Genomic DNA, 18105 nt, shown 5'->3' on the forward strand with positions numbered 1-18105 from the left:
GGGAGGGGCAAGTCCTGCGCTGAAGCTAGGAGCCTAAGTTAGCGGGGTCGCGACCCACCATGTGTTGCCGCAGGGATCTTTGATCCCTGCCATGCGCGCGCCGTGTGGGCGGGTATTGGGTTGCATGAGGGAGGTCGCGCCGTGAGCGAGCGCCTTTGCATAGGTTGCTTCCACATCTGCGACCTCAAGATGCATTTGGGATGCATTGGCCGGATAGGAGTCGCTTGCTTCATTGATCATGATAATGGCGTCGTCAAACTGAACACGCGCGTGCTGGATACGGCCGTTTTCATAGCGGTCGTCCTTGACAACGGTGCCGCCAAAGACGGTTTCCAGAAAGGCGATAAATGCGTCGCCGTCAGCGACCGTGAAGTAGGGCGTGAGTTCTGTCATCAGGGGAGGGTAGCCTATATTTGACACTTCCCCAAAGGGTCCTTTGGCCTAAGCTCGTAATGACGACCCGACGCTTGGCTGCTCCCTTAGTGGTGTTTTCTTAGATGTAGGGGAGTGGGCGGCAAGTGAGCCGTCACGGGCACAACAGCTATTTAGACTAGAAGCAATGCTCTTTTACTGTTTGCCCTGCGTTGGTGCTGCCTCGCGAACTAAAAGTATCCGCTACTTGATGGTCCGTGAATGGGATGGTGATTCCAACTGAGATTGAGGAAGTTGCAACCGTCATATGTTCAGCAAGTCGAACCAGAGTTTCAGTGTCTGTAACCTTTACAGCCACATACTGGTCATTCCATGAACCAAGTGTTGCACCCGAAACATGGCGGTCGTTCTCTTGGTCTACATGTACAAATGTCGCAGGAATTTCTGGGATTTCACCTGAGCTATCTCGCAACAAAAACGCGAGAAATGGTTCCGAAGAGCTGCCGCACTCAAAGCGCATTAGGTTACCGTTGTCTCCGATTGAAGTAACCGTAACATTGACGTTACCAAACACGTCCTCGCCAGAATTTTGCACATCCCAAAAGGCGCTGGCAGTAGTGGCGATAGCGGTGAAGACCGATGCTACAAGAAAAGTACACTTCAAGACAAATTTCTCCCATCTGAGATAGTTTAATGATTTACAGTAATTAGGCTCAACTCTCGCTCAGCGCGACCTTCATGTCTTTGACTTCATAGGCCAGTTCGCCGTCGACCTTAACGATGCCATCCGCGACGCCCATCGTCAGGCGGCGTGTTTGGATGGCTTTGGTGAAGTCGATTTCATAGGTGAGCAGCTTTGCATCAGGGCGCACCATGGACTTGAGTTTGATCTCGCCAACACCGAGCGCGTAGCCACGCCCCGTCCAGCCGCGCCAGCCAAGGTTGAAGCCTGTCAGCTGCCACAGACCATCAAGGCCAAGACAGCCGGGCATGATTGGGTTGCCTGGGAAGTGGCACTCGAAAAACCACAGGTCGGGTTTGATGTCGAATTCCGCAAGAACGTGGCCTTTGCCGTGTGCGCCGCCGTCACCAGAGATGTCGGTGATGCGGTCCATCATAAGCATTGGAGGTTCTGGAAGCTGGGCGTTACCTTCGCCAAACAGTTCGCCACGCGCGCATTTCAGAAGGTCGTCGCGGTCAAAACTTGATGGATATTCGCTCATAGTGCCTGTCTTCCTTGTGGAGTTGTACTTGATTATCGTCCTACCATCCCGCGTCGATTAAGGGCAAGGGGAGCACCGCGCAGAGCGTTATTCGCATTTAAGATTGAATGCCTGCGCGTTTCCCCCATATTATAGGGCACCAAGACGTAGGACCGACACATGACGGACGTATCAACTCATAGCGCGACAGAACGCGGGGCAGTTTGGCTGGCAGGGGCAGGTTTGCGCCCGACACGCCAACGTATGGCCTTGGCTGGATTGCTGGTTGGGGACGGCAAAGATCGCCATGTGACAGCCGAAAGCCTGTTTGATGCGGCGGCGGATACCAATGAAAAGGTTTCGCTTGCTACGGTTTACAACACTTTGCGCGCCTTTTGTGACGCAGGTCTGTTGCGCGAAATTACTGTCGATGGGTCGAAGTCCTATTTTGACACCAATATGTCTGATCATCCGCATTTCTACTGGGAAGACGACAACCGTCTGTCTGACGCCCCAGCTGAGCAGTTGGAAATCGCGCGGGTGCCGGATGCCCCTGCGGGCGCGGAGATTGCATCGGTCGATGTCGTGATCCGCCTGCGTCGCAGCTAATTTGGGCAGTTTCACAAAATTTTAAGGGTGCGCGGTTCAAGGTTGGGCATGTCTCACCACACCTCGCAGTTTTGCCCCGCTCCAATTCGCCCAGTTCATTCCGCTTACGTTGCAGTAACGCTTCGATTGGCTGATCCCAGCGATGATTCACTCGTGCGCCACGTTCGACTTTTGCGAGACTGCGTGGCGTTGTCGCAGCAACGTTGGGGGTTTTCGATAGATGCAGCGGTTGTCCTGCCAGACGAAATGCAATTGCTGTGTCTATTTCCAGACGCTGACTTTGGTACCCATGGCGCGATAAAGTTGATTTGCTCCGCTTTTGACCACCATCTCCCGACCCATGGAGGAAGCGTTTGGGCTGCTGAGACGGAAGTGCTCGAAATAGCAGATGCTGTTGCTCCGCTTCGACGCGAGTTCATTGAAGCGGCCCCCGTGCGCGCTGGGCTGGTGGAGTCGGCGGGTGATTGGCCCTATAGCTCCGCCCATCAGGGGGCTGCGCAGAGTGGGGAGATGGGGGTTGCTGTAGCCTAAGTAGGGGGATTGAAAACGAAGTGGGTGTCCAGCAGAGGGATGATTGCCGCTCGGATAGACATCCAACTGGATTGAGGGAGTTTGGGTCGGCCAATTCGTAGATCAGACCCTACGGATACCGAAACGGTCGCGTCACCATGAACGAAACGAAAGATCCGAATATCTTCGACACTGTCGAAGCTATGCAGTTTTAGAATTGCGGGGTTCGGGTCGTTCGGTGGGGTGGTGAAAAACAAATCTGATCCATGATTGTCTAGGTTATCACAGTCGTTGTTTATGATCTTACGCAGCCCATTGGGTCCGTCGGTGTAGGTACATCCCGAAAAATCGAAATGTAAATTTGACTTTGTGTTGTTGATTGCAAAGCCAATCTGGTGTTCCACGCCCTCAACCGTAGTCCGAAAGCTTAACCCATGTGCAGGATTACTAAGAAAGCCACGTCGACTGCGCCAAAAGCTGCCGTCGTCTGGCAGGGTTACCCCGTAATGGCTGGTTTGGGTCTCCCTGTAATGGTCAAAACTGGTCTGCCGCATAGCAAATCCATATTTGGCGATGTCCCAAAATGGCGGGAAAAATAACCAAGTGAGAAAAAGAATGAGCCCGATCAATCCCAGCCTTTTGTTAACACAAATAGGGTAATAACAATGATGAGACCAAAGAAGACCGCAAAAAGCGCGCCGATTGCACCAACCCCAGAGATCATTCGATCAGAACCACTGACCAGGTTCGATTAGCCCCAAGTCCAATAACTGTTGGCTGTGCCATTCAAACAAGGCGGAGTTGTGCCATTTGAATGTGTCGATTTCAAACGTAGACCCAGGGTTGCGTTTGAGGGCTTTGGCCGTCCGAAATGAGCAGACAGCGGCCGTGATATTATGGTGCCACGGGCAAGAATAGGTGTTGTATTCGGGGTCGTTAAAGGTGTGGTCGGGGAAGAACACTAAGCCGGGTTTGTTGCGAAAAATCGCGACGCGGTCGATGCGGCGGCGTGGCGCTGGAATGTGTTCTTCGAACCGCCAGCGCAAACCGCCAAAATAGTCGAGCTGACGATCTAGGTCATTGTTCCATCGATCTTTACGGGCCAGCGCGTAGTAACCCGTCTTGTCCAGATGTGCGTCTTCGATGCAGACAGCATTGGCGTTTTGCCACAGGTCGCCCGTATATAAATCAATGACATAGGTCAGGATCGTGTCGCGCCGTTCTTCAACGTTGAACGCGATCATCTCACCGACGGTGCGGTTTTCAATAAATGGGAAGAACAGGAACTCGGCATTGAAGCAGTAATAGATCCAGATATCGCCCGTGGCCTTCATCACTGCACTAACGGCAGTTTCTAAGGCAGCGGTGGAGAGCATGTTATAGCTCACCCGCACGATGTCATCGGCCACATCGTCGGCGATTTCAAATTCCGGCATCGCAAAGACGATCACGTACAAGAAGCCCGCGCCAAGGTGGTGGCGGATCGTAGCGTCAAGTTCCACTTCGTCTTCTGCAAAAATAAGGGCCACAGGCCCCTTTTTAAGAAGCGGCGCGCCGTCTTTGATAAATGCTGCGAGGGTATCGTGATGGATCATTGTTATGCTCTGCCTGCTTGCGGCCAATGTCAGGTAATTCGCTCTTCATTGCAAGCGGGGTAGGGGTGCGCTAAATGCGGCCCTGATCCATTGAGAGGCCTTCCCATGTCTGACCCTAAAAAGCTGTTTATCAAAACCTACGGCTGCCAGATGAATGTTTATGATAGTGAACGCATGGCCGAAAGCCTTGGCGGGAAGGGGTATGTGACCACGGACAAGCCGGATGATGCGGATATGATCCTGCTGAACACCTGCCATATTCGTGAAAAGGCGGCGGAAAAGATTTATTCCGAGCTGGGGCGCCTTAAGGGGTTCAAGACGGCAAACCCTGACTTGAAAATTGGTGTGGCAGGCTGCGTTGCGCAGGCTGAGGGTGCCGAGATCATGAAGCGCCAGCCGATGGTTGACCTCGTCGTTGGCCCGCAAAGCTACCACCGGTTGCCACAGATGGAAGACGCTTTGGCCCGTGGTGAGACCGCGTTGGACACGGATTTCCCTGAAGACGACAAATTTGAAACGCTCAAATCACGCCCGAAGGCAAAGCGTGGGCCGACTGCGTTTTTGACGGTTCAGGAAGGGTGCGACAAGTTTTGCGCATTCTGTGTAGTTCCATATACGCGCGGAGCTGAGGTTTCGCGCCCGTCTGATCGGATTATCCGTGAAGCGCAGGAACTGGTTGAGGCCGGCGTGCGTGAAATCACTCTGCTTGGGCAGAACGTGAACGCCTATCATGGCCATGATGGTGGTCTGGCGGGGTTGATTTGGGAGCTCGATAAAGTTGACGGATTGGAACGCATTCGTTTCACAACGTCCCACCCCAACGATATGGATGACGCGCTGATCGAGGCCCATGGTACCTGCGATAAGTTGATGCCGTACCTGCATTTGCCAGTCCAGTCCGGGTCCGACAAAGTGCTTAAGGCGATGAACCGCAAGCACACCCGTGAGCAGTATTTCAAATTGATTGAACGCATTCGCGACGCGCGGCCAGATTTGCTGTTGTCTGGCGACTTCATTGTTGGCTTTCCGGGTGAAACCGAAGCGGATTTTGAGGACACCATGGATTTGGTACGCACCGTTGGCTACGGGCAGGCCTATTCATTCAAGTATTCCACACGACCCGGTACACCGGCGGCAGAACGTGCGCAGGTTGAGGAAGACGTGAAGCTGGAGCGGTTGCATCGCCTTCAAGCGTTGTTGAGCGAGCAGCAGTACGATATCCAGAAGTCGATGATCGGACGCACTGTTAAAGTTTTGTTCGAAAAGCACGGTCGAGAAACGGGGCAGATGATCGGTAAATCCGAGTATCTACACGCCGTTTTCGCGGAAACCAGCGACGTATCTATCGGCGATATTCGTGATGTCCGGATTGTGAAATCGGAAAGAAACTCCCTCGGTGGCGAAATTGTTTAGCTCCAGAAAGGCCCAAGAGGCTTCTTTGCTAAACATCTGACGACAGTGGTCGAATTTTTCTAATTCGCAAAACAATCAGCGCTCTTTACTTCTTTTGTTGCGTATTCAGCTACAATATGTGGTGATTTGTCCTTCCAATATGGCTAAAATTTGTTATCCATTAGCAGATGATGTGATGTAAGTACTCTTGAAGGGCATACTATACTGTCCTTTGGAGCGATTGGCAGAGGGGTTTGCCGTGACGAAAGTCTTCAAGAAGACGAGCAATGAAGGACGGGTGGGATTCCGGCCTTTAGAAGGTAGTGAAAGGGGTGTGTCATGCGACACTTAATCAAAACTTTGAGACGCAGTTTGGCGGCGGTAGCTGCTATAAGCGTTTTGGCAGCGCCAGCGGTTGCACAAGACGTGGCGCGTGGCGAACAAGTCGGACGTATCCAATGGGGTGTCTGGATTGACCCTGATGGGTGCATGCACTGGATGGCTGATGGTGGCCTTGAGCAGTATCAAGTAAACCGTTTGGATCCAGAAACTGGTCGCCCAGTTTGTATGAAGGTCAACACCTGTTTCTCTGGCGACACGGATTCCATGTTCCACACGGACAGCTACCAGCTGACTGATGCAGCGCGCCAGCGTCTTCAGCAAGTGTTCAGCCAAAGTGGCGTTTCCGGTTACGCGGTTTATGGACACACAGACAGCCGCGCGTCTCACAGCTACAACCAGACCCTGTCTGAGCACCGCGCCCGCGCAGTTGCGAATGTAGGTCGCAGCGTTGGTGCTGTCATCGAACGCGAAATCGGTTTCGGCGAAACGCGCCCGGTTGCGTCTAATAATTCGGCAAGCGGCATGGCGCAAAACCGCCGCGTCGAAGTTGTCTGCTACAGGTGGTAATCATGATGAATATTACAAAAATTTCGCTTGGGTTGGCGGCTCTTAGCCTTTCCGCGTGTACTGGGTTTGAAGGTGTACGCACCGTTCAAGGTCCAAACGACTACATCGCTGTTGCGGGCGACCTTGGCCGTGACTCCGATGGGCACGGTATGGACAACGCAGGTATTGCAGTAACGCCCGACGGTTGTCAGGCTTGGGTCATCGATGATGGTATCGAAGGCCGTGCGTCCAACCGTCTTGATCCGGTGTCCGGTCTGCCAGTTTGTGTAGGTGAGCCAGGCGTCGTTTACGGCCCATATCAGAGTGGTTCCCCTGGCATCGCAGACCGCGTTCCTGGCGATCCGATTCCAGTGAGCACACAAACCGTACCGGTTCGTTCGACAACGGGTCACTTCCATACGGTTCACCCTGTGTCTCAACCGCACAACCACTAAAGTTGGTATACAAGTTTAAAGAGGGCCGCAGCGAAATCTGCGGCCCTTTTTCGTTGCACTATTGGCTTGCGCATAGCCGCATGAGTCTGCACCATTGAACAAACACCAAACGCCGGAGAGATGATTGGCCACGACCACAAAAACCCCAACCGCTTATGAAATTGATGCTCCTCCTGTTGAGTTGGAGTTTCCTGACAATTTCCTGCTGATTGATCTGTGCGGAGAACATGATCGAAATTTGGCGGATGTTGAGCAAAAATTGGGTGTTCAGGTTGTTCGACGGGGCAATCAGTTATCAATTCACGGTGAACCCGAAGCGCAGAAAGAAGCGGCTGAGGTTCTGAATTCGCTTTACGAGCGCCTTGAGGTCGGCCGCGCTGTTGAGCCGGCTGATATTGATCGCGAAGTGCGCATGGGGGTGTCTGAAAAAGGCACGGTTCCCGCTGCTGGAGACCAAATGGATCTCGGTGTGGGTGACCGCATTGAAATCAAAACACGTAAGAAAATGGTTGAGCCGCGCACCGATGCGCAAAAGGCCTATGTGAAATCCCTGTTCGATAATGAGCTGGCTTTTGGCATCGGTCCCGCGGGTACAGGTAAAACCTATCTGGCGGTCGCTGTTGGTGTGAACCTGTTTATCGGTGGGCATGTCGATAAGATCATCCTTAGCCGCCCTGCTGTCGAAGCCGGTGAAAAGCTGGGGTATCTGCCCGGCGACATGAAAGACAAAGTCGATCCCTACATGCAGCCGCTCTATGATGCGCTGAATGATTTTCTGCCGCAAAAGCAGGTGGAGAAACTGATCGAGGAAAAGAAGATCGAAATAGCGCCGCTTGCGTTTATGCGCGGCCGGACCTTGGCGCGTGCGTTCGTTGTGTTGGACGAGGCGCAAAACGCGACGACGATGCAGATGAAAATGTTCCTCACCCGCTTGGGCGAAGGCTCCCGCATGGTGATTACCGGTGACCGCACCCAGATTGACCTTCCGCGCGGTGTCAGCTCTGGCTTACGCGATGCGGAACGCCTTTTGGCGGGCATTTCGAAGATCGACTTTAATTATTTCAGCTCCAAAGATGTGGTGCGCCACCCACTCGTCGCGGCCATCATCGAAGCTTACGAAGCCGATGACCCCAAGTAGCCTTTCCAGGGCCTTTCTTTGGCACGTAAATACTCCGGGGGGGCGGGGGCTGGCCCCCGTTGCGCGGCCGTGACCGCACAGATCGACATCCTTATTGAGGACGACCGCTGGTCCTCCCTCGAGACAACAGCGACTGTTGCTTGCACCGCAGCACTGGCGGGGGTTGGGCTAGACCCGTCAGCGTTTGAAATCAGCATTCTAGCCTGTGATGACAAGCGTATTGCGGACCTCAACGCGGACTTTCGCCAAAAGGGAACGGCAACGAACGTACTTTCGTGGCCCTCAGATGAACGCGGCGCAGAACATGACGGTGATATGCCGACCCTGCCGCAACTCCCGATGGATGCTGAATTGGGCGATATTGCTATTTCATATGATACCTGTGCGCGCGAAGCCGCCGAAGCGGGTAAGCCGTTTGATGACCATGTGACGCACTTAATTGTGCATGGAACCCTTCATTTGTTGGGGTTTGACCATGTGCGTGAAAAGGACGGGGATTTAATGGAACGATTTGAGACAGAAATACTTGGTAAATTGGACATCCCTGACCCATATTTGTAAGTACAGTATCTTGGTCGCGCGTTTCGCGGCCTATTTTGGAAATGGAGACGATGGGCGACACGAACGACGGACCTTCTAGCGCGGCGCAAAGCGCGCAGCTAGAGACGGCAGAACAGACCAGTGAACGCGGCTTTTTTGGCCGTATTGTTGAGGCGCTTAGCCCCTCGGACACCCCCGAAGACACCGCGCCTGTAACGGGCTATGCACCGCCGCTTGAAGCGCGCGGGATGATCAACCTGCGCCGCAAGCGGGTGGAAGACGTCATGATCCCCAAGGCGGATATCGTTGCCGTTCCCGTTACGATCAGCCGTGATGATCTGGTGCAGGTGTTCCGTGAGAAAGGCCTGACGCGTTTGCCAGTGTTTGATGGCACGTTGGACACGCCAATTGGCTTTGTGAACCTTAAGGATTTCGCGTTGAAATACGGGTTCAACGGAAAATCCAAATCGTTCAATCTGCGCGACTTGGTTCGTGAATTATTGTTTGTGCCCCCGTCGATGCCACTTGGTGTATTGCTGCAAAAGATGCAGGCCGAGCGTACGCATATGGCGCTGGTCATTGATGAATACGGCGGCACCGACGGGCTTGTGACGATTGAAGACCTGTTGGAGCAAGTCGTTGGCGAGATTGAAGACGAACACGACACCGATGAGGACGTTTTGTGGACGCTGGAAAAGCCCGGCGTTTACATGGTGGAATCCAAAGCACCGCTGGATGAGTTCGAAGCCGAAATCGGCATGCCGCTAACGGAACATGAAGAAATTGACGAAGAAGAAATCGATACGCTTGGCGGGTTGGTGTTCATGCTTGCTGGTCACGTTCCTGCACGCGGAGAAGTCATTCAGCATCCCGAAGGCCCCGTGTTTGAGGTTGTCGAAGCCGATCCTCGGCGCATTAAACGGCTGCGTGTTCGATTGAGCGGCGCTGTGACAAGTGGCTAAGTTGCACCCAAGCGCATTGCGGAACCGCTTCGCTGCCTTGCCACGCGTTTTGCGTATAATTGTGCCGATTGCGCTGGGCGGTTTTGCCGCCCTAGGACATGAGGCGTGGATGACGGGTTTTTTGGCCGTCTCCGTCGCGCTCGCACTCGCGTTTCTGATATTGCCAGTTCAACGCCGCGCGGCTGCGTGGTTTGGCTGGCTTTTGGGTCTTGGTTATTTTGGCGTCACCCTTCGCTGGCTGGTTGAACCGTTCTTGGTGGATCCAGTGCGTCATGGATGGATGGCCCCGTTTGCAATTTTCTTTATGGCGGGTGGTTTGGCGCTGTTTTGGGCTTTGGCGGTTTGGGGTGCGCGCTGGATTGTAGGGCGCGGTGCAAGCGTCATGATTTGGCTTCCGGTAACCTTGGCCGCGGCCGAGCTTGCACGCGGTCATATCTTAAGTGGGTTCCCTTGGGGGCTATTGTCTTACACGTTGATTGGCGGCGTCGGAGACGTTTGGTTTGCTTGGGTCGGGCCCTATGGGACCAACTTCTTGCTGCTTGCGTTGGTGGGGGGCGTTTCGTTTTGCCTGCACAAAGGCTGGACCTTGGTTTGGCCCGCGTTGGTTGGTGTCCTGTTCGTGACAATCGGAGTGCAGGCCCTGACACCAAAGGCCGCTGAACCTTCCTCGCAAAGCGTCGTTCGTATCATTCAGCCCAACGCGCCCCAGCACCAGAAATGGGATCGCGAATGGATGCCGGTCTTTTTCGACCGCGCGATTGAACTGACCGCCAGCGGCGCCACGCCTAATGTCGTGATCTGGCCGGAAACATCTGTGCCCGCGATGTTGAATTTTGCCCAACCCTGGACAGAGCAAATGTCGCTTGCCGCGCATGGCGCACCTGTTGTGGCAGGGATCCAGCGGCGTGACGGCGAAAATTACTTCAATTCCGCGATTTTGATTGATCAGCCGGAGAGTATTAGCGCGATTTCTGACAAGGTGCATTTGGTGCCGTTTGGTGAATATATCCCGCTGGCATGGCTTCTTAAGCCCATCGGCCTTGGTACCTTAGTCGATCAGGTTGCGGGCTTTTCACCGGGCGTCGGGGACGGGTTGATGCAGATTGACGGGCTTGGCCTTGCGCGGGTGTTGATCTGTTACGAGGGCATCTTCCCGGAAGAAATGCAACGCGGAGACGTGCGACCGGATGTGTTGTTGATCCTCACCAACGATGCTTGGTTCGGCAAAGGGGCAGGGCCTCGGCAGCACTTGGTGCAAGCGCAAGCGAGGGCGATTGAACAAGGTCTGCCAGTGGTACGCGCTGCCAACACGGGAATTTCAGCGATTATCGATCCAAGGGGAAACATCACCGAAAGCCTTCCTTTGAATGAGGCAGGATATCTGGATGCCTTTGTGCCGGGTGCATCTGCGCAGACTTTATACGCCAAGATTGGTGATTGGCCGTTACTTGTGTTGCTTTGTCTCTGCATCATGGCAGGCATCGCCCAACGTTCGCGTATACGCATTGACGGGGACGGGCCGCGGGTTTAGGCGGGACCGAACGCAAATCGTCCACAACGGCTTCCTGACGTGGATCTGAACTTAACTGGAGCACTCCCAATGGCACGTAACAATTATACTTTTACTTCGGAATCCGTTTCTGAAGGACATCCTGACAAGGTCTGTGACCGCATTTCTGACGCGGTTCTTGACGCGTTGATCGCTGTTGAGCCCAAAGCACGCGTCGCGTGTGAGACATTCGCGACGACTAATCAGGTCGTCATTGGCGGTGAAATTGGTTTGTCGGACCCTGCGAAGCTTGCAGGTATGATGGGCGACATCGACCAGATTGCACGTGATTGCATTAAGGACATTGGTTACGAGCAGGACAAGTTCCACTGGAAGTACTGCAACGTCATGAACCTGCTGCACGAACAGTCCGCGCATATTGCACAGGGCGTTACGGGTGAAGCCGGTGACGAAGGTGCGGGCGACCAAGGGATTATGTTCGGCTACGCAGTCGATGAAACGCCTGAGCTGATGCCCGCGCCGATCCATTATGCGCACGCAATCCTGCGCCGTTTGGCCGAGGTACGCAAAAACGGAACTGAGCCGACGCTTGGTCCTGATGCGAAGTCCCAGCTTTCTGTGCGTTATGAAAACGGCAAACCCGTGGGTGTTTCCTCCATTGTTTTGTCAACGCAGCACTTGGATGAGAGCATGACCAGCGCCGATGTGCGCGCCGTTGTTGAGCCTTATATCCGTGAAGTTCTGCCTGAAGGTTGGATTGATGCGGCGACTGAATGGCATGTGAACCCGACGGGCAAGTTCGTCATCGGTGGACCGGATGGCGATGCGGGCCTGACGGGGCGCAAGATCATCGTGGATACTTACGGTGGTGCGGCCCCACACGGCGGCGGCGCGTTTTCTGGTAAAGATCCAACCAAAGTTGACCGTTCAGCGGCATACGTTTCGCGCTACCTTGCCAAGAACGTTGTTGCTGCGGGTATGGCGTCGCGTTGCACCGTGCAACTGTCTTATGCGATTGGCGTGGCACGTCCGTTGTCGATTTATGTCGACACGCATGGCACTGGAAACGTTGAAGCGGCGGCGATTGAGGCGGCTATCCCTAAGGTGATTGACCTAACGCCGAATGGCATTCGCACTCACCTCGATTTGAACAAGCCGATTTATCAACGCACCGCAGCATACGGACACTTCGGGCGTGCGCCTGAGGCGGATGGTGGTTTCTCTTGGGAAGCGACGACATTGGTAGATGCGCTGAAGAAAGCGGTATAAGAGCTAGTAAATGGCGCCAGTTGCTCTTGCAGTTGGCGCCTTTTTTATAGGTGTGAGAACATGAATAAGTCCCTCGGTTTCTACTCGCTTCGCTATGCGATGTATTACGTCATCGTCGTGGTGGCGGTTTTTGTGATTGCGTTTTGCCTCTATCGGTTCCTTCCTGACATCGCAGAAAGTATCTTTAGCGGCGGTGGTGGCACGGGGGTTTCTGTCGTTTCTGTGATTTTGCCGCCGATGCTTGTTGCGCAGCTATTTTATAAGCACGAAGTGCGCCGCATGACGGGCGGTGAAGGTTGGATGTTGGCGTTCGTTTTCACCGTCCTTGCATTTGTGTTGAGCGCCGCGACGCTTTGGATCGGGATCATCCTTCAACCTCTAGCTGAATATGAAGCGGCTGGGCTGTTGTCACTTTGGAACGAGGAACGCGACATTTTGTTGATTGTTGCTGCTGTCACGGCTGTCGTGCTGATCCTTATCAACAAGCTCATGTTGTGGTCTGGCGTTCGCGGATCAATCAAGCAGGAAGAACGTTTGGCAGCCAAGCAGGCGCGTAAAGGTTGAGGTTGCTGGGGCACACGGTTAAAGGGCTGGCATGACAGATCCAATCCGCCCCCACCGCAATTTCTATGGCCGTCTTAAAGGCAAGCACCTGAAGGACAGTCAAAAGGGTTACCTTGAAGAAGACCTCGCGGCGCTGTCGCCTGGTGCGGTTGATTGGGACGCCAATCCTGCCCGCGATGATCTTGATTTGGACGGATTGTTTGGAGGCAATGACGTTTGGCTCGAAGTCGGGTTTGGTGGTGGTGAACATGTGGTTCACCAAGCGGCTACGAACCCGAATGTGGGTATCATCGGCTGTGAGCCTTATATCAACGGTGTAGCGATGCTGTTGGGCAAGGTGCGCCAAGCAAGCGTTAACAACTTGCGTATCTATCCCGGCGACGTGCGTGATATGTTTGACGTGCTGCCGGATACGTCTATTTCAAAAGCGTTTCTATTGTACCCAGACCCGTGGCCGAAAGCGCGTCATCACCGCCGTCGTTTTGTGACGCCTGAGCATTTGGAACCGTTGAACCGTGTGCTGAAGGCGGGTGCCGAATTCCGCGTTGCGACGGATATTCCCGATTATGTGCGCCAAACGCTTGAGGAAGTTCCGCCTGCGGGATTTGAGCTTGTCACGCAGGGTGGGGTTGCTTGGGATGATTGGATTTCTACACGCTATGAGCAAAAGGCGCTACGCGAAGGCCGCACACCGCATTATTTGACGTTCAGCAAGCGGTAAGGGCAGGAGCCTCCGGCGGGAGTATATCGGCCAAGATGAAGGGACAAGTGGACCTTCGTTCATGGGCGGTTTATCAGGTGCCAACTGATTTGAAGGATACGATATGTCGAGCCACGGCGCCCCCATTCCAATGACAACCCGCAAGGGCACGCCACTGAAGGGCGAGGCGCATGTTCCTGGCGACAAGTCCATTTCGCACCGGTCTCTGATCTTAGGTGCGATGGCGGTTGGGGAAACCAAGATCACTGGATTGCTGGAAGGCCAAGACGTGCTGGACACAGGGCGCGCGATGAAGGCGTTTGGCGCTGAAGTTGTGAACCACGGTGGTGGTGAATGGTCCGTGCATGGTGTGGGAGTTGGCGGGTTTGGCGAGCCTGAGAATGTGATTGATTGCGGGAACTCTGGCACCGGCGTTCGCCTGATTATGGGCGCGATGGCAACCAGCGATATTACGGTAACGTTCACGGGGGATGCATCCCTGAACGGGCGTCCGATGGGGCGGGTGACTGATCCGTTGGCCCTGTTTGGAACGCAATCTGTTGGCCGTGAAGGTGGACGTTTACCGATGACGATCGTGGGCGCGAAGAACCCTGTGCCTGTGCGCTACACGGTTCCGGTTCCGTCTGCGCAGGTGAAGTCCGCGGTGTTGTTAGCGGGATTGAATGCACCCGGTGAAACGGTGGTGATTGAACAAGAAGCCACCCGCGATCACACGGAACGCATGCTGGTTGGTTTCGGCGCTGATCTGTCGGTTGAAGACACCGATGAGGGCCGCGTTATTACGCTGGTCGGGCAGCCGGAATTGAAACCGCAGACGATTATTGTACCACGTGATCCAAGCTCGGCAGCGTTTCCTGTATGTGCGGCTTTGTTGGCCGAAGGGTCTGACGTGCTGGTGCCAAACATCGGGCTGAACCCAACCCGCGCTGGGCTGTTTTACACGCTGCAAGAAATGGGCGCGGATTTGACGTTTGAGAACATGCGCGAGGAGGGCGGTGAGCCTGTGGCCGATCTGCGGGCGAAGTACTCGCCCGATATGGTCGGGATCGAGGTTCCGCCTGCACGCGCCGCGTCGATGATTGATGAATATCCTGTGCTGTCCGTCGTTGCGGCGTTTGCCAAGGGGCAGACAGTGATGAAGGGCGTGAAAGAGCTGCGCGTCAAAGAAAGCGACCGCATTGATGCAATGGCCGTAGGGCTGCGTGCCGCGGGTGTTGAGGTTGATGAGGGGCCTGATTGGTGGACCGTAACGGGCCTTGGGTTTGGCAACGTTGAAGGTGGTATTACCGCCGAAAGCCGTTTGGACCACCGCATCGCGATGTCTTTCCTTGTGATGGGACTGGCGACAAATAACCCGATGTCCGTGGATGATGGCGGCCCGATTGCCACGTCGTTCCCGATTTTCGAGGGGCTGATGGCCGACCTTGGGGCGAGCGTCACACGTACGAACGGATGATCCGTTTAGGGCGCCAGTTTACAGGGACCGTTGCACTGGTCAGCTATCTGCTGATGGGTGCGATGACTTACCTAACTGTGCTGCCCGGCGCAGACTGGCATTGGCCACCGGACTTTCATTTGACGGGCTATGACGCCCAGAGCATCGCGCCGTTTGCGGACGCCATTAGCGAACCGGCGCGTACGACTTATGGTGTGATCCTGAGCCGGATAGACCGTGTTTTCATTGTTATGCTGGCGTTGTGGATGGCGCTGTTTGGATGGCGCGGAAATTGGGTTCGCTATTTCGTGGCGGGACTGGCGGCGATCTATGCGGTGATTGATCTGTCTGAAAACGCAGCGATTTATCGTTTCATGTTCGTGGATGTTATGGACCCAGAGGTGATCGCGACCGCACATCATTTGACTATGGCTAAGTTTGCATCACTTTACCTGTGCGGGTTGGTGCTAATTGTACATCTGAGGAGATTGGCGTGAGTTTTACTGTTGCGATTGACGGGCCTGCGGCAGCGGGCAAAGGCACCATTTCCAAGGCTGTGGCGGCGCATTTTGGGTTTGCCCATTTGGATACGGGGCTGCTGTACCGTGCGGTTGGGGCGAAAGTGTTGCATGGCGCTGATCCGCTTGAGGCCGCGCAGACGCTGGAACCTATTGATCTGGACGGTGAACACCTGCGCACGCCTGAAGTAGCGCAGGCGGCGAGCAAGGTGGCGGTTGACGCTGACGTGCGTGCGGCTTTGGTCGCGTTTCAGCGGCAATTCGCGGCGCGTGGTGATGGTGCCGTTCTGGACGGGCGCGATATCGGTACGGTTATTTGCCCCAGTGCGGATGTGAAACTGTTTGTCACCGCGAGAGCGGAAAAGCGCGCGCAACGGCGGTTGGATGAGCTGAACGGCAAAGGCATGGGGTTAGCGTTCGCTGATGTGCTGGCAGACGTTGAAGCACGCGATAAACGCGACAGTGAACGCGCGACGGCGCCGTTGAAGCCCGCCGAGGATGCGGTGCTGTTGGATACATCTGATTTGACGGCAGAGCAGGCGATTGCACGGGCGATTGAAATTGTTCAGGCGGCGCGGGGCTAAACCCGTTTAGAAATGGGTGCGATGGTCGCTTAGCTCGGGCGGGTCTAGGTGCGGAATGGCGTTGAAGGCGGACAGGAATGTGCCTTCGGGCCGGATGCGGAACCTGTGCAGGGATGAGTTGAAGATGGGCAGCAAGATATGTGCCATCTGATGCGTGTCCAAACCCAAAGCCCCGCGCATAACCATTGAAATCACACCACCTGAGGTAACGCACAGCACGCGCTTTCCGGGTTTGGCGGCTTCGGCCAGGGCATCATTGATGCGGGATTCAAACGTTGCGAAGGGTTCGACGCCATTGATGGTCGCCTGTTCCCACGCCGCGAGGGTTTGGGGCATGTGGGTGACGAAATCTTCCGTCGTCACGGGGGGATCGATGTCGTGGTGGACCTGCATGTCGCGGGCCAGCGCGAAGTATTCCATTTCGTTCAGGCGTTCATCGAACAGGGCAGGCGGGTAGCCCATTCCGTCGGCTGTTTCGCGGTGGCGACGCATGGTGCCTGACAGAACCAGATCAAACGGGGCTTCGTGCGTCCGCATCCAATTGCCCAAAAGGGTCGCTTGGGTGTGGCCAAGGTCGGACAGGCGGTCATAGTCGGCTTCGGTCGTTGCGCCTGAATTGGCTTGCCCGTGGCGGACGAGGAAAAGCTCGCCCATTATTGATCCTGCGCGGATTGAACGGCGAGGTCAGACCAGAGCGCCGCTGAGCGTTCTGCTTCGCAGATCAGCCCGTCCATTATGATGGCCCAGCTTCCGATTTCGCGGGCCTCGCCGGCGCAGTCTTCGCGGTTGCGCGATTGTAGGTCATTGGCGAATTCGGGATCATCTTGCGTGATTTCATCGACCTGTTCGGCCCAGAAAGACGCATTGATGTGGGTGATATCCCCGCACTCGATCCAATCGATACCGCATGAAATATCTGTGTTTAGCGGCACAACCCCTTCGTCGATCATGATGTCTGACGCGATGGAAATACAGTGGTCCGCCGGAAGGGGTTCGTCTTCGGGCAGGTCCAGAACGTTTGTTGCATCACATCCGGCATCAACTGCAATCCATGCGGCAATTGCTGGCAGGCCTTCTTCCTCAAACGGCGCGGCGCAGGTTGCAAAGCTTTCGGGGAAACATTTGTACGCCGCCCAAGCGACAGCGCGTTTCAGAACATAGGCGTTCGCAATCGCACCTTCGCAAGACGCTGCTAGGTTTTCAGCGTCGGGGTTGGCTTTGCAGTTTTCAAAGGTCGCATCATAGCTGAACATCGACGGTCGCGGGGACCAGTCGGCGGCAGCAAAGGTCGGCAGGAATAGCAGGATGAAAGCAAGGCGAAACATGCGCGCACAATAGACAGGTTAATTTCATTGGCAATCGGGTGCTTGACCATGCTGTTTTGTGCGCCCATCGTCATCCCATGAAAAAGTTAAAAATATCTGCGGCAGACATGGTTGCTGCCGCCCGTGCCCGTATTCAAGAGGTTGAAACAGCTGATTTAATCGGGCTGGTTGATGATCCAGACGTGGTGATTGTGGATATTCGTGATGTGCGCGAACGTGGGCGTGGGTTCATTCCCGGCAGTGTTCATGCGCCCCGCGGTATGGTTGAATTCTGGATCGATCCAGACAGCCTATATTACAAACCCGTATTCGGGCAGGATAAGCGATATGTGTTTCACTGCGCGTCTGGCTGGCGGTCGGCGTTGACGGTCGCGACTTTGCAAGACATGGGGTTCGAGGCCTCGCATTTGCGCGAAGGGTTCAGCACATGGGTCGAACATGGCGGGCCAGTCGAAGTGCTGGATGCAAAGCCACAATGATGTGTGGTAGGGCTGGGTGAACCAACCGTGAGAACGC

General features: G+C 54.9%; 22 protein-coding genes and 1 riboswitch. Of the genes, 16 read left to right on the forward strand and 6 right to left on the reverse strand.

Annotated features, from left to right (window positions below; all coding sequences use genetic code 11):
- Positions 1 to 33: 33 nt before the first annotated feature.
- The 3 genes from OCA8868_RS15295 to fabA form a co-directional block, all read right to left on the reverse strand.
- Positions 34 to 393: a VOC family protein gene (locus OCA8868_RS15295; RefSeq protein ID WP_093997464.1), complete on the reverse strand. Its 360-nt coding sequence runs from the start codon at positions 391 to 393 to the stop codon at positions 34 to 36.
- A 157-nt stretch (positions 394 to 550) separates the two neighbouring features.
- Complete coding sequence (locus OCA8868_RS15300; RefSeq protein WP_143849658.1) at positions 551 to 1036, reverse strand: hypothetical protein; 486 nt, start codon at positions 1034 to 1036, stop codon at positions 551 to 553.
- Positions 1037 to 1085: 49 nt separating this feature from the next.
- Positions 1086 to 1595 carry a bifunctional 3-hydroxydecanoyl-ACP dehydratase/trans-2-decenoyl-ACP isomerase gene (gene fabA / locus OCA8868_RS15305; RefSeq protein WP_093997466.1) on the reverse strand — a complete coding sequence of 170 codons (510 nt, stop codon included), beginning with the start codon at positions 1593 to 1595 and terminating at the stop codon, positions 1086 to 1088.
- A 159-nt stretch (positions 1596 to 1754) separates the two neighbouring features.
- On the opposite strand from fabA, the gene irr reads away from it, so the two are divergent.
- On the forward strand, positions 1755 to 2183 hold the full coding sequence (irr, locus tag OCA8868_RS15310) for a Fur family transcriptional regulator Irr (RefSeq protein ID WP_093997467.1): 429 nt from the start codon (positions 1755 to 1757) through the stop codon (positions 2181 to 2183).
- A gap of 48 nt (positions 2184 to 2231) precedes the next feature.
- Positions 2232 to 2714, forward strand: coding sequence for a hypothetical protein (locus tag OCA8868_RS15315; protein WP_245848308.1), 483 nt, complete (start codon positions 2232 to 2234; stop codon positions 2712 to 2714).
- Between the two features lie 707 nt (positions 2715 to 3421).
- Here the strand turns inward: OCA8868_RS15315 and OCA8868_RS15325 are convergent.
- A complete protein-coding gene (locus OCA8868_RS15325) occupies positions 3422 to 4285 on the reverse strand; it encodes a hypothetical protein (protein WP_370738006.1) in 864 nt (287 codons plus the stop codon).
- A 108-nt stretch (positions 4286 to 4393) separates the two neighbouring features.
- On the opposite strand from OCA8868_RS15325, the gene miaB reads away from it, so the two are divergent.
- The 13 genes from miaB to OCA8868_RS15390 all read left to right on the forward strand — a co-directional run bounded on the left by miaB (position 4394) and on the right by OCA8868_RS15390 (position 16264).
- On the forward strand, positions 4394 to 5701 hold the full coding sequence (gene miaB, locus OCA8868_RS15330) for a tRNA (N6-isopentenyl adenosine(37)-C2)-methylthiotransferase MiaB (protein ID WP_093997470.1): 1308 nt from the start codon (positions 4394 to 4396) through the stop codon (positions 5699 to 5701).
- A 318-nt stretch (positions 5702 to 6019) separates the two neighbouring features.
- Positions 6020 to 6589 carry an OmpA family protein gene (locus OCA8868_RS15335; protein ID WP_245848309.1) on the forward strand — a complete coding sequence of 190 codons (570 nt, stop codon included), beginning with the start codon at positions 6020 to 6022 and terminating at the stop codon, positions 6587 to 6589.
- Positions 6590 to 6591: 2 nt separating this feature from the next.
- Entirely contained in the window at positions 6592 to 7023 is a 432-nt protein-coding gene (locus OCA8868_RS15340; protein ID WP_179214876.1) for a hypothetical protein, read from the forward strand.
- A 124-nt stretch (positions 7024 to 7147) separates the two neighbouring features.
- Positions 7148 to 8161 carry a PhoH family protein gene (locus OCA8868_RS15345; RefSeq protein ID WP_093997471.1) on the forward strand — a complete coding sequence of 338 codons (1014 nt, stop codon included), beginning with the start codon at positions 7148 to 7150 and terminating at the stop codon, positions 8159 to 8161.
- A gap of 69 nt (positions 8162 to 8230) precedes the next feature.
- Positions 8231 to 8722, forward strand: coding sequence for an rRNA maturation RNase YbeY (ybeY, locus tag OCA8868_RS15350; protein ID WP_093997472.1), 492 nt, complete (start codon positions 8231 to 8233; stop codon positions 8720 to 8722).
- 50 nt (positions 8723 to 8772) lie between these two features.
- Positions 8773 to 9663 carry a hemolysin family protein gene (locus tag OCA8868_RS15355; RefSeq protein ID WP_093997591.1) on the forward strand — a complete coding sequence of 297 codons (891 nt, stop codon included), beginning with the start codon at positions 8773 to 8775 and terminating at the stop codon, positions 9661 to 9663.
- Positions 9656 to 11194 (forward strand): apolipoprotein N-acyltransferase, encoded by a 1539-nt coding sequence (gene lnt / locus OCA8868_RS15360; protein WP_093997473.1) that lies wholly within the window; start codon positions 9656 to 9658, stop codon positions 11192 to 11194. Before OCA8868_RS15355 ends, lnt begins: the two co-directional genes overlap by 8 nt.
- A gap of 15 nt (positions 11195 to 11209) precedes the next feature.
- A riboswitch (SAM-SAH riboswitch) is annotated at positions 11210 to 11257 on the forward strand.
- Positions 11258 to 11263: 6 nt separating this feature from the next.
- Positions 11264 to 12442: a methionine adenosyltransferase gene (gene metK, locus OCA8868_RS15365; RefSeq protein ID WP_093997474.1), complete on the forward strand. Its 1179-nt coding sequence runs from the start codon at positions 11264 to 11266 to the stop codon at positions 12440 to 12442.
- 60 nt (positions 12443 to 12502) lie between these two features.
- Complete coding sequence (locus OCA8868_RS15370; RefSeq protein WP_093997475.1) at positions 12503 to 13006, forward strand: ABZJ_00895 family protein; 504 nt, start codon at positions 12503 to 12505, stop codon at positions 13004 to 13006.
- A gap of 31 nt (positions 13007 to 13037) precedes the next feature.
- On the forward strand, positions 13038 to 13727 hold the full coding sequence (gene trmB / locus OCA8868_RS15375) for a tRNA (guanine(46)-N(7))-methyltransferase TrmB (RefSeq protein WP_093997476.1): 690 nt from the start codon (positions 13038 to 13040) through the stop codon (positions 13725 to 13727).
- Positions 13728 to 13830: 103 nt separating this feature from the next.
- On the forward strand, positions 13831 to 15183 hold the full coding sequence (gene aroA / locus OCA8868_RS15380; RefSeq protein WP_093997477.1) for a 3-phosphoshikimate 1-carboxyvinyltransferase: 1353 nt from the start codon (positions 13831 to 13833) through the stop codon (positions 15181 to 15183).
- Positions 15180 to 15659 (forward strand): hypothetical protein, encoded by a 480-nt coding sequence (locus tag OCA8868_RS15385; protein ID WP_093997478.1) that lies wholly within the window; start codon positions 15180 to 15182, stop codon positions 15657 to 15659. The genes aroA and OCA8868_RS15385 overlap by 4 nt, the downstream gene beginning before the upstream one ends.
- Positions 15656 to 16264 carry a (d)CMP kinase gene (locus tag OCA8868_RS15390; RefSeq protein WP_093997479.1) on the forward strand — a complete coding sequence of 203 codons (609 nt, stop codon included), beginning with the start codon at positions 15656 to 15658 and terminating at the stop codon, positions 16262 to 16264. Before OCA8868_RS15385 ends, OCA8868_RS15390 begins: the two co-directional genes overlap by 4 nt.
- Before the next feature lie 6 nt (positions 16265 to 16270).
- Here OCA8868_RS15390 and OCA8868_RS15395 read toward each other — a convergent pair whose 3' ends face one another.
- Positions 16271 to 16918 (reverse strand): histidine phosphatase family protein, encoded by a 648-nt coding sequence (locus OCA8868_RS15395; RefSeq protein ID WP_093997480.1) that lies wholly within the window; start codon positions 16916 to 16918, stop codon positions 16271 to 16273.
- Positions 16918 to 17589, reverse strand: coding sequence for a hypothetical protein (locus tag OCA8868_RS15400; RefSeq protein WP_093997481.1), 672 nt, complete (start codon positions 17587 to 17589; stop codon positions 16918 to 16920). The genes OCA8868_RS15395 and OCA8868_RS15400 overlap by 1 nt, the downstream gene beginning before the upstream one ends.
- 77 nt (positions 17590 to 17666) lie before the next feature.
- Here OCA8868_RS15400 and OCA8868_RS15405 point away from each other — a divergent pair, with 77 nt between their 5' ends.
- Positions 17667 to 18068, forward strand: a complete 402-nt coding sequence (locus OCA8868_RS15405; protein ID WP_093997482.1) for a rhodanese-like domain-containing protein — start codon at positions 17667 to 17669, stop codon at positions 18066 to 18068.
- Positions 18069 to 18105: the final 37 nt, after the last annotated feature.

This window comes from Octadecabacter ascidiaceicola (genome assembly GCF_900185015.1).
Lineage (GTDB): Bacteria > Pseudomonadota > Alphaproteobacteria > Rhodobacterales > Rhodobacteraceae > Octadecabacter > Octadecabacter ascidiaceicola.

Bases quoted from the DNA above. Each gene is read 5' to 3' on its own strand.
- OCA8868_RS15295 (WP_093997464.1), bottom strand. From the start codon at position 393: ATGACAGAACTCACGCCCTACTTCACGGTCGCTGACGGCGACGCATTT.
- fabA (WP_093997466.1), bottom strand. From the start codon at position 1,595: ATGAGCGAATATCCATCAAGTTTTGACCGCGACGACCTTCTGAAATGC.
- irr (WP_093997467.1), top strand. From the start codon at position 1,755: ATGACGGACGTATCAACTCATAGCGCGACAGAACGCGGGGCAGTTTGG.
- OCA8868_RS15315 (WP_245848308.1), top strand. From the start codon at position 2,232: ATGTCTCACCACACCTCGCAGTTTTGCCCCGCTCCAATTCGCCCAGTT.
- miaB (WP_093997470.1), top strand. From the start codon at position 4,394: ATGTCTGACCCTAAAAAGCTGTTTATCAAAACCTACGGCTGCCAGATG.
- OCA8868_RS15335 (WP_245848309.1), top strand. From the start codon at position 6,020: ATGCGACACTTAATCAAAACTTTGAGACGCAGTTTGGCGGCGGTAGCT.
- OCA8868_RS15340 (WP_179214876.1), top strand. From the start codon at position 6,592: ATGATGAATATTACAAAAATTTCGCTTGGGTTGGCGGCTCTTAGCCTT.
- OCA8868_RS15355 (WP_093997591.1), top strand. From the start codon at position 8,773: ATGGGCGACACGAACGACGGACCTTCTAGCGCGGCGCAAAGCGCGCAG.
- metK (WP_093997474.1), top strand. From the start codon at position 11,264: ATGGCACGTAACAATTATACTTTTACTTCGGAATCCGTTTCTGAAGGA.
- OCA8868_RS15370 (WP_093997475.1), top strand. From the start codon at position 12,503: ATGAATAAGTCCCTCGGTTTCTACTCGCTTCGCTATGCGATGTATTAC.
- trmB (WP_093997476.1), top strand. From the start codon at position 13,038: ATGACAGATCCAATCCGCCCCCACCGCAATTTCTATGGCCGTCTTAAA.
- aroA (WP_093997477.1), top strand. From the start codon at position 13,831: ATGTCGAGCCACGGCGCCCCCATTCCAATGACAACCCGCAAGGGCACG.
- OCA8868_RS15385 (WP_093997478.1), top strand. From the start codon at position 15,180: ATGATCCGTTTAGGGCGCCAGTTTACAGGGACCGTTGCACTGGTCAGC.
- OCA8868_RS15395 (WP_093997480.1), bottom strand. From the start codon at position 16,918: ATGGGCGAGCTTTTCCTCGTCCGCCACGGGCAAGCCAATTCAGGCGCA.
- OCA8868_RS15400 (WP_093997481.1), bottom strand. From the start codon at position 17,589: ATGTTTCGCCTTGCTTTCATCCTGCTATTCCTGCCGACCTTTGCTGCC.
- OCA8868_RS15405 (WP_093997482.1), top strand. From the start codon at position 17,667: ATGAAAAAGTTAAAAATATCTGCGGCAGACATGGTTGCTGCCGCCCGT.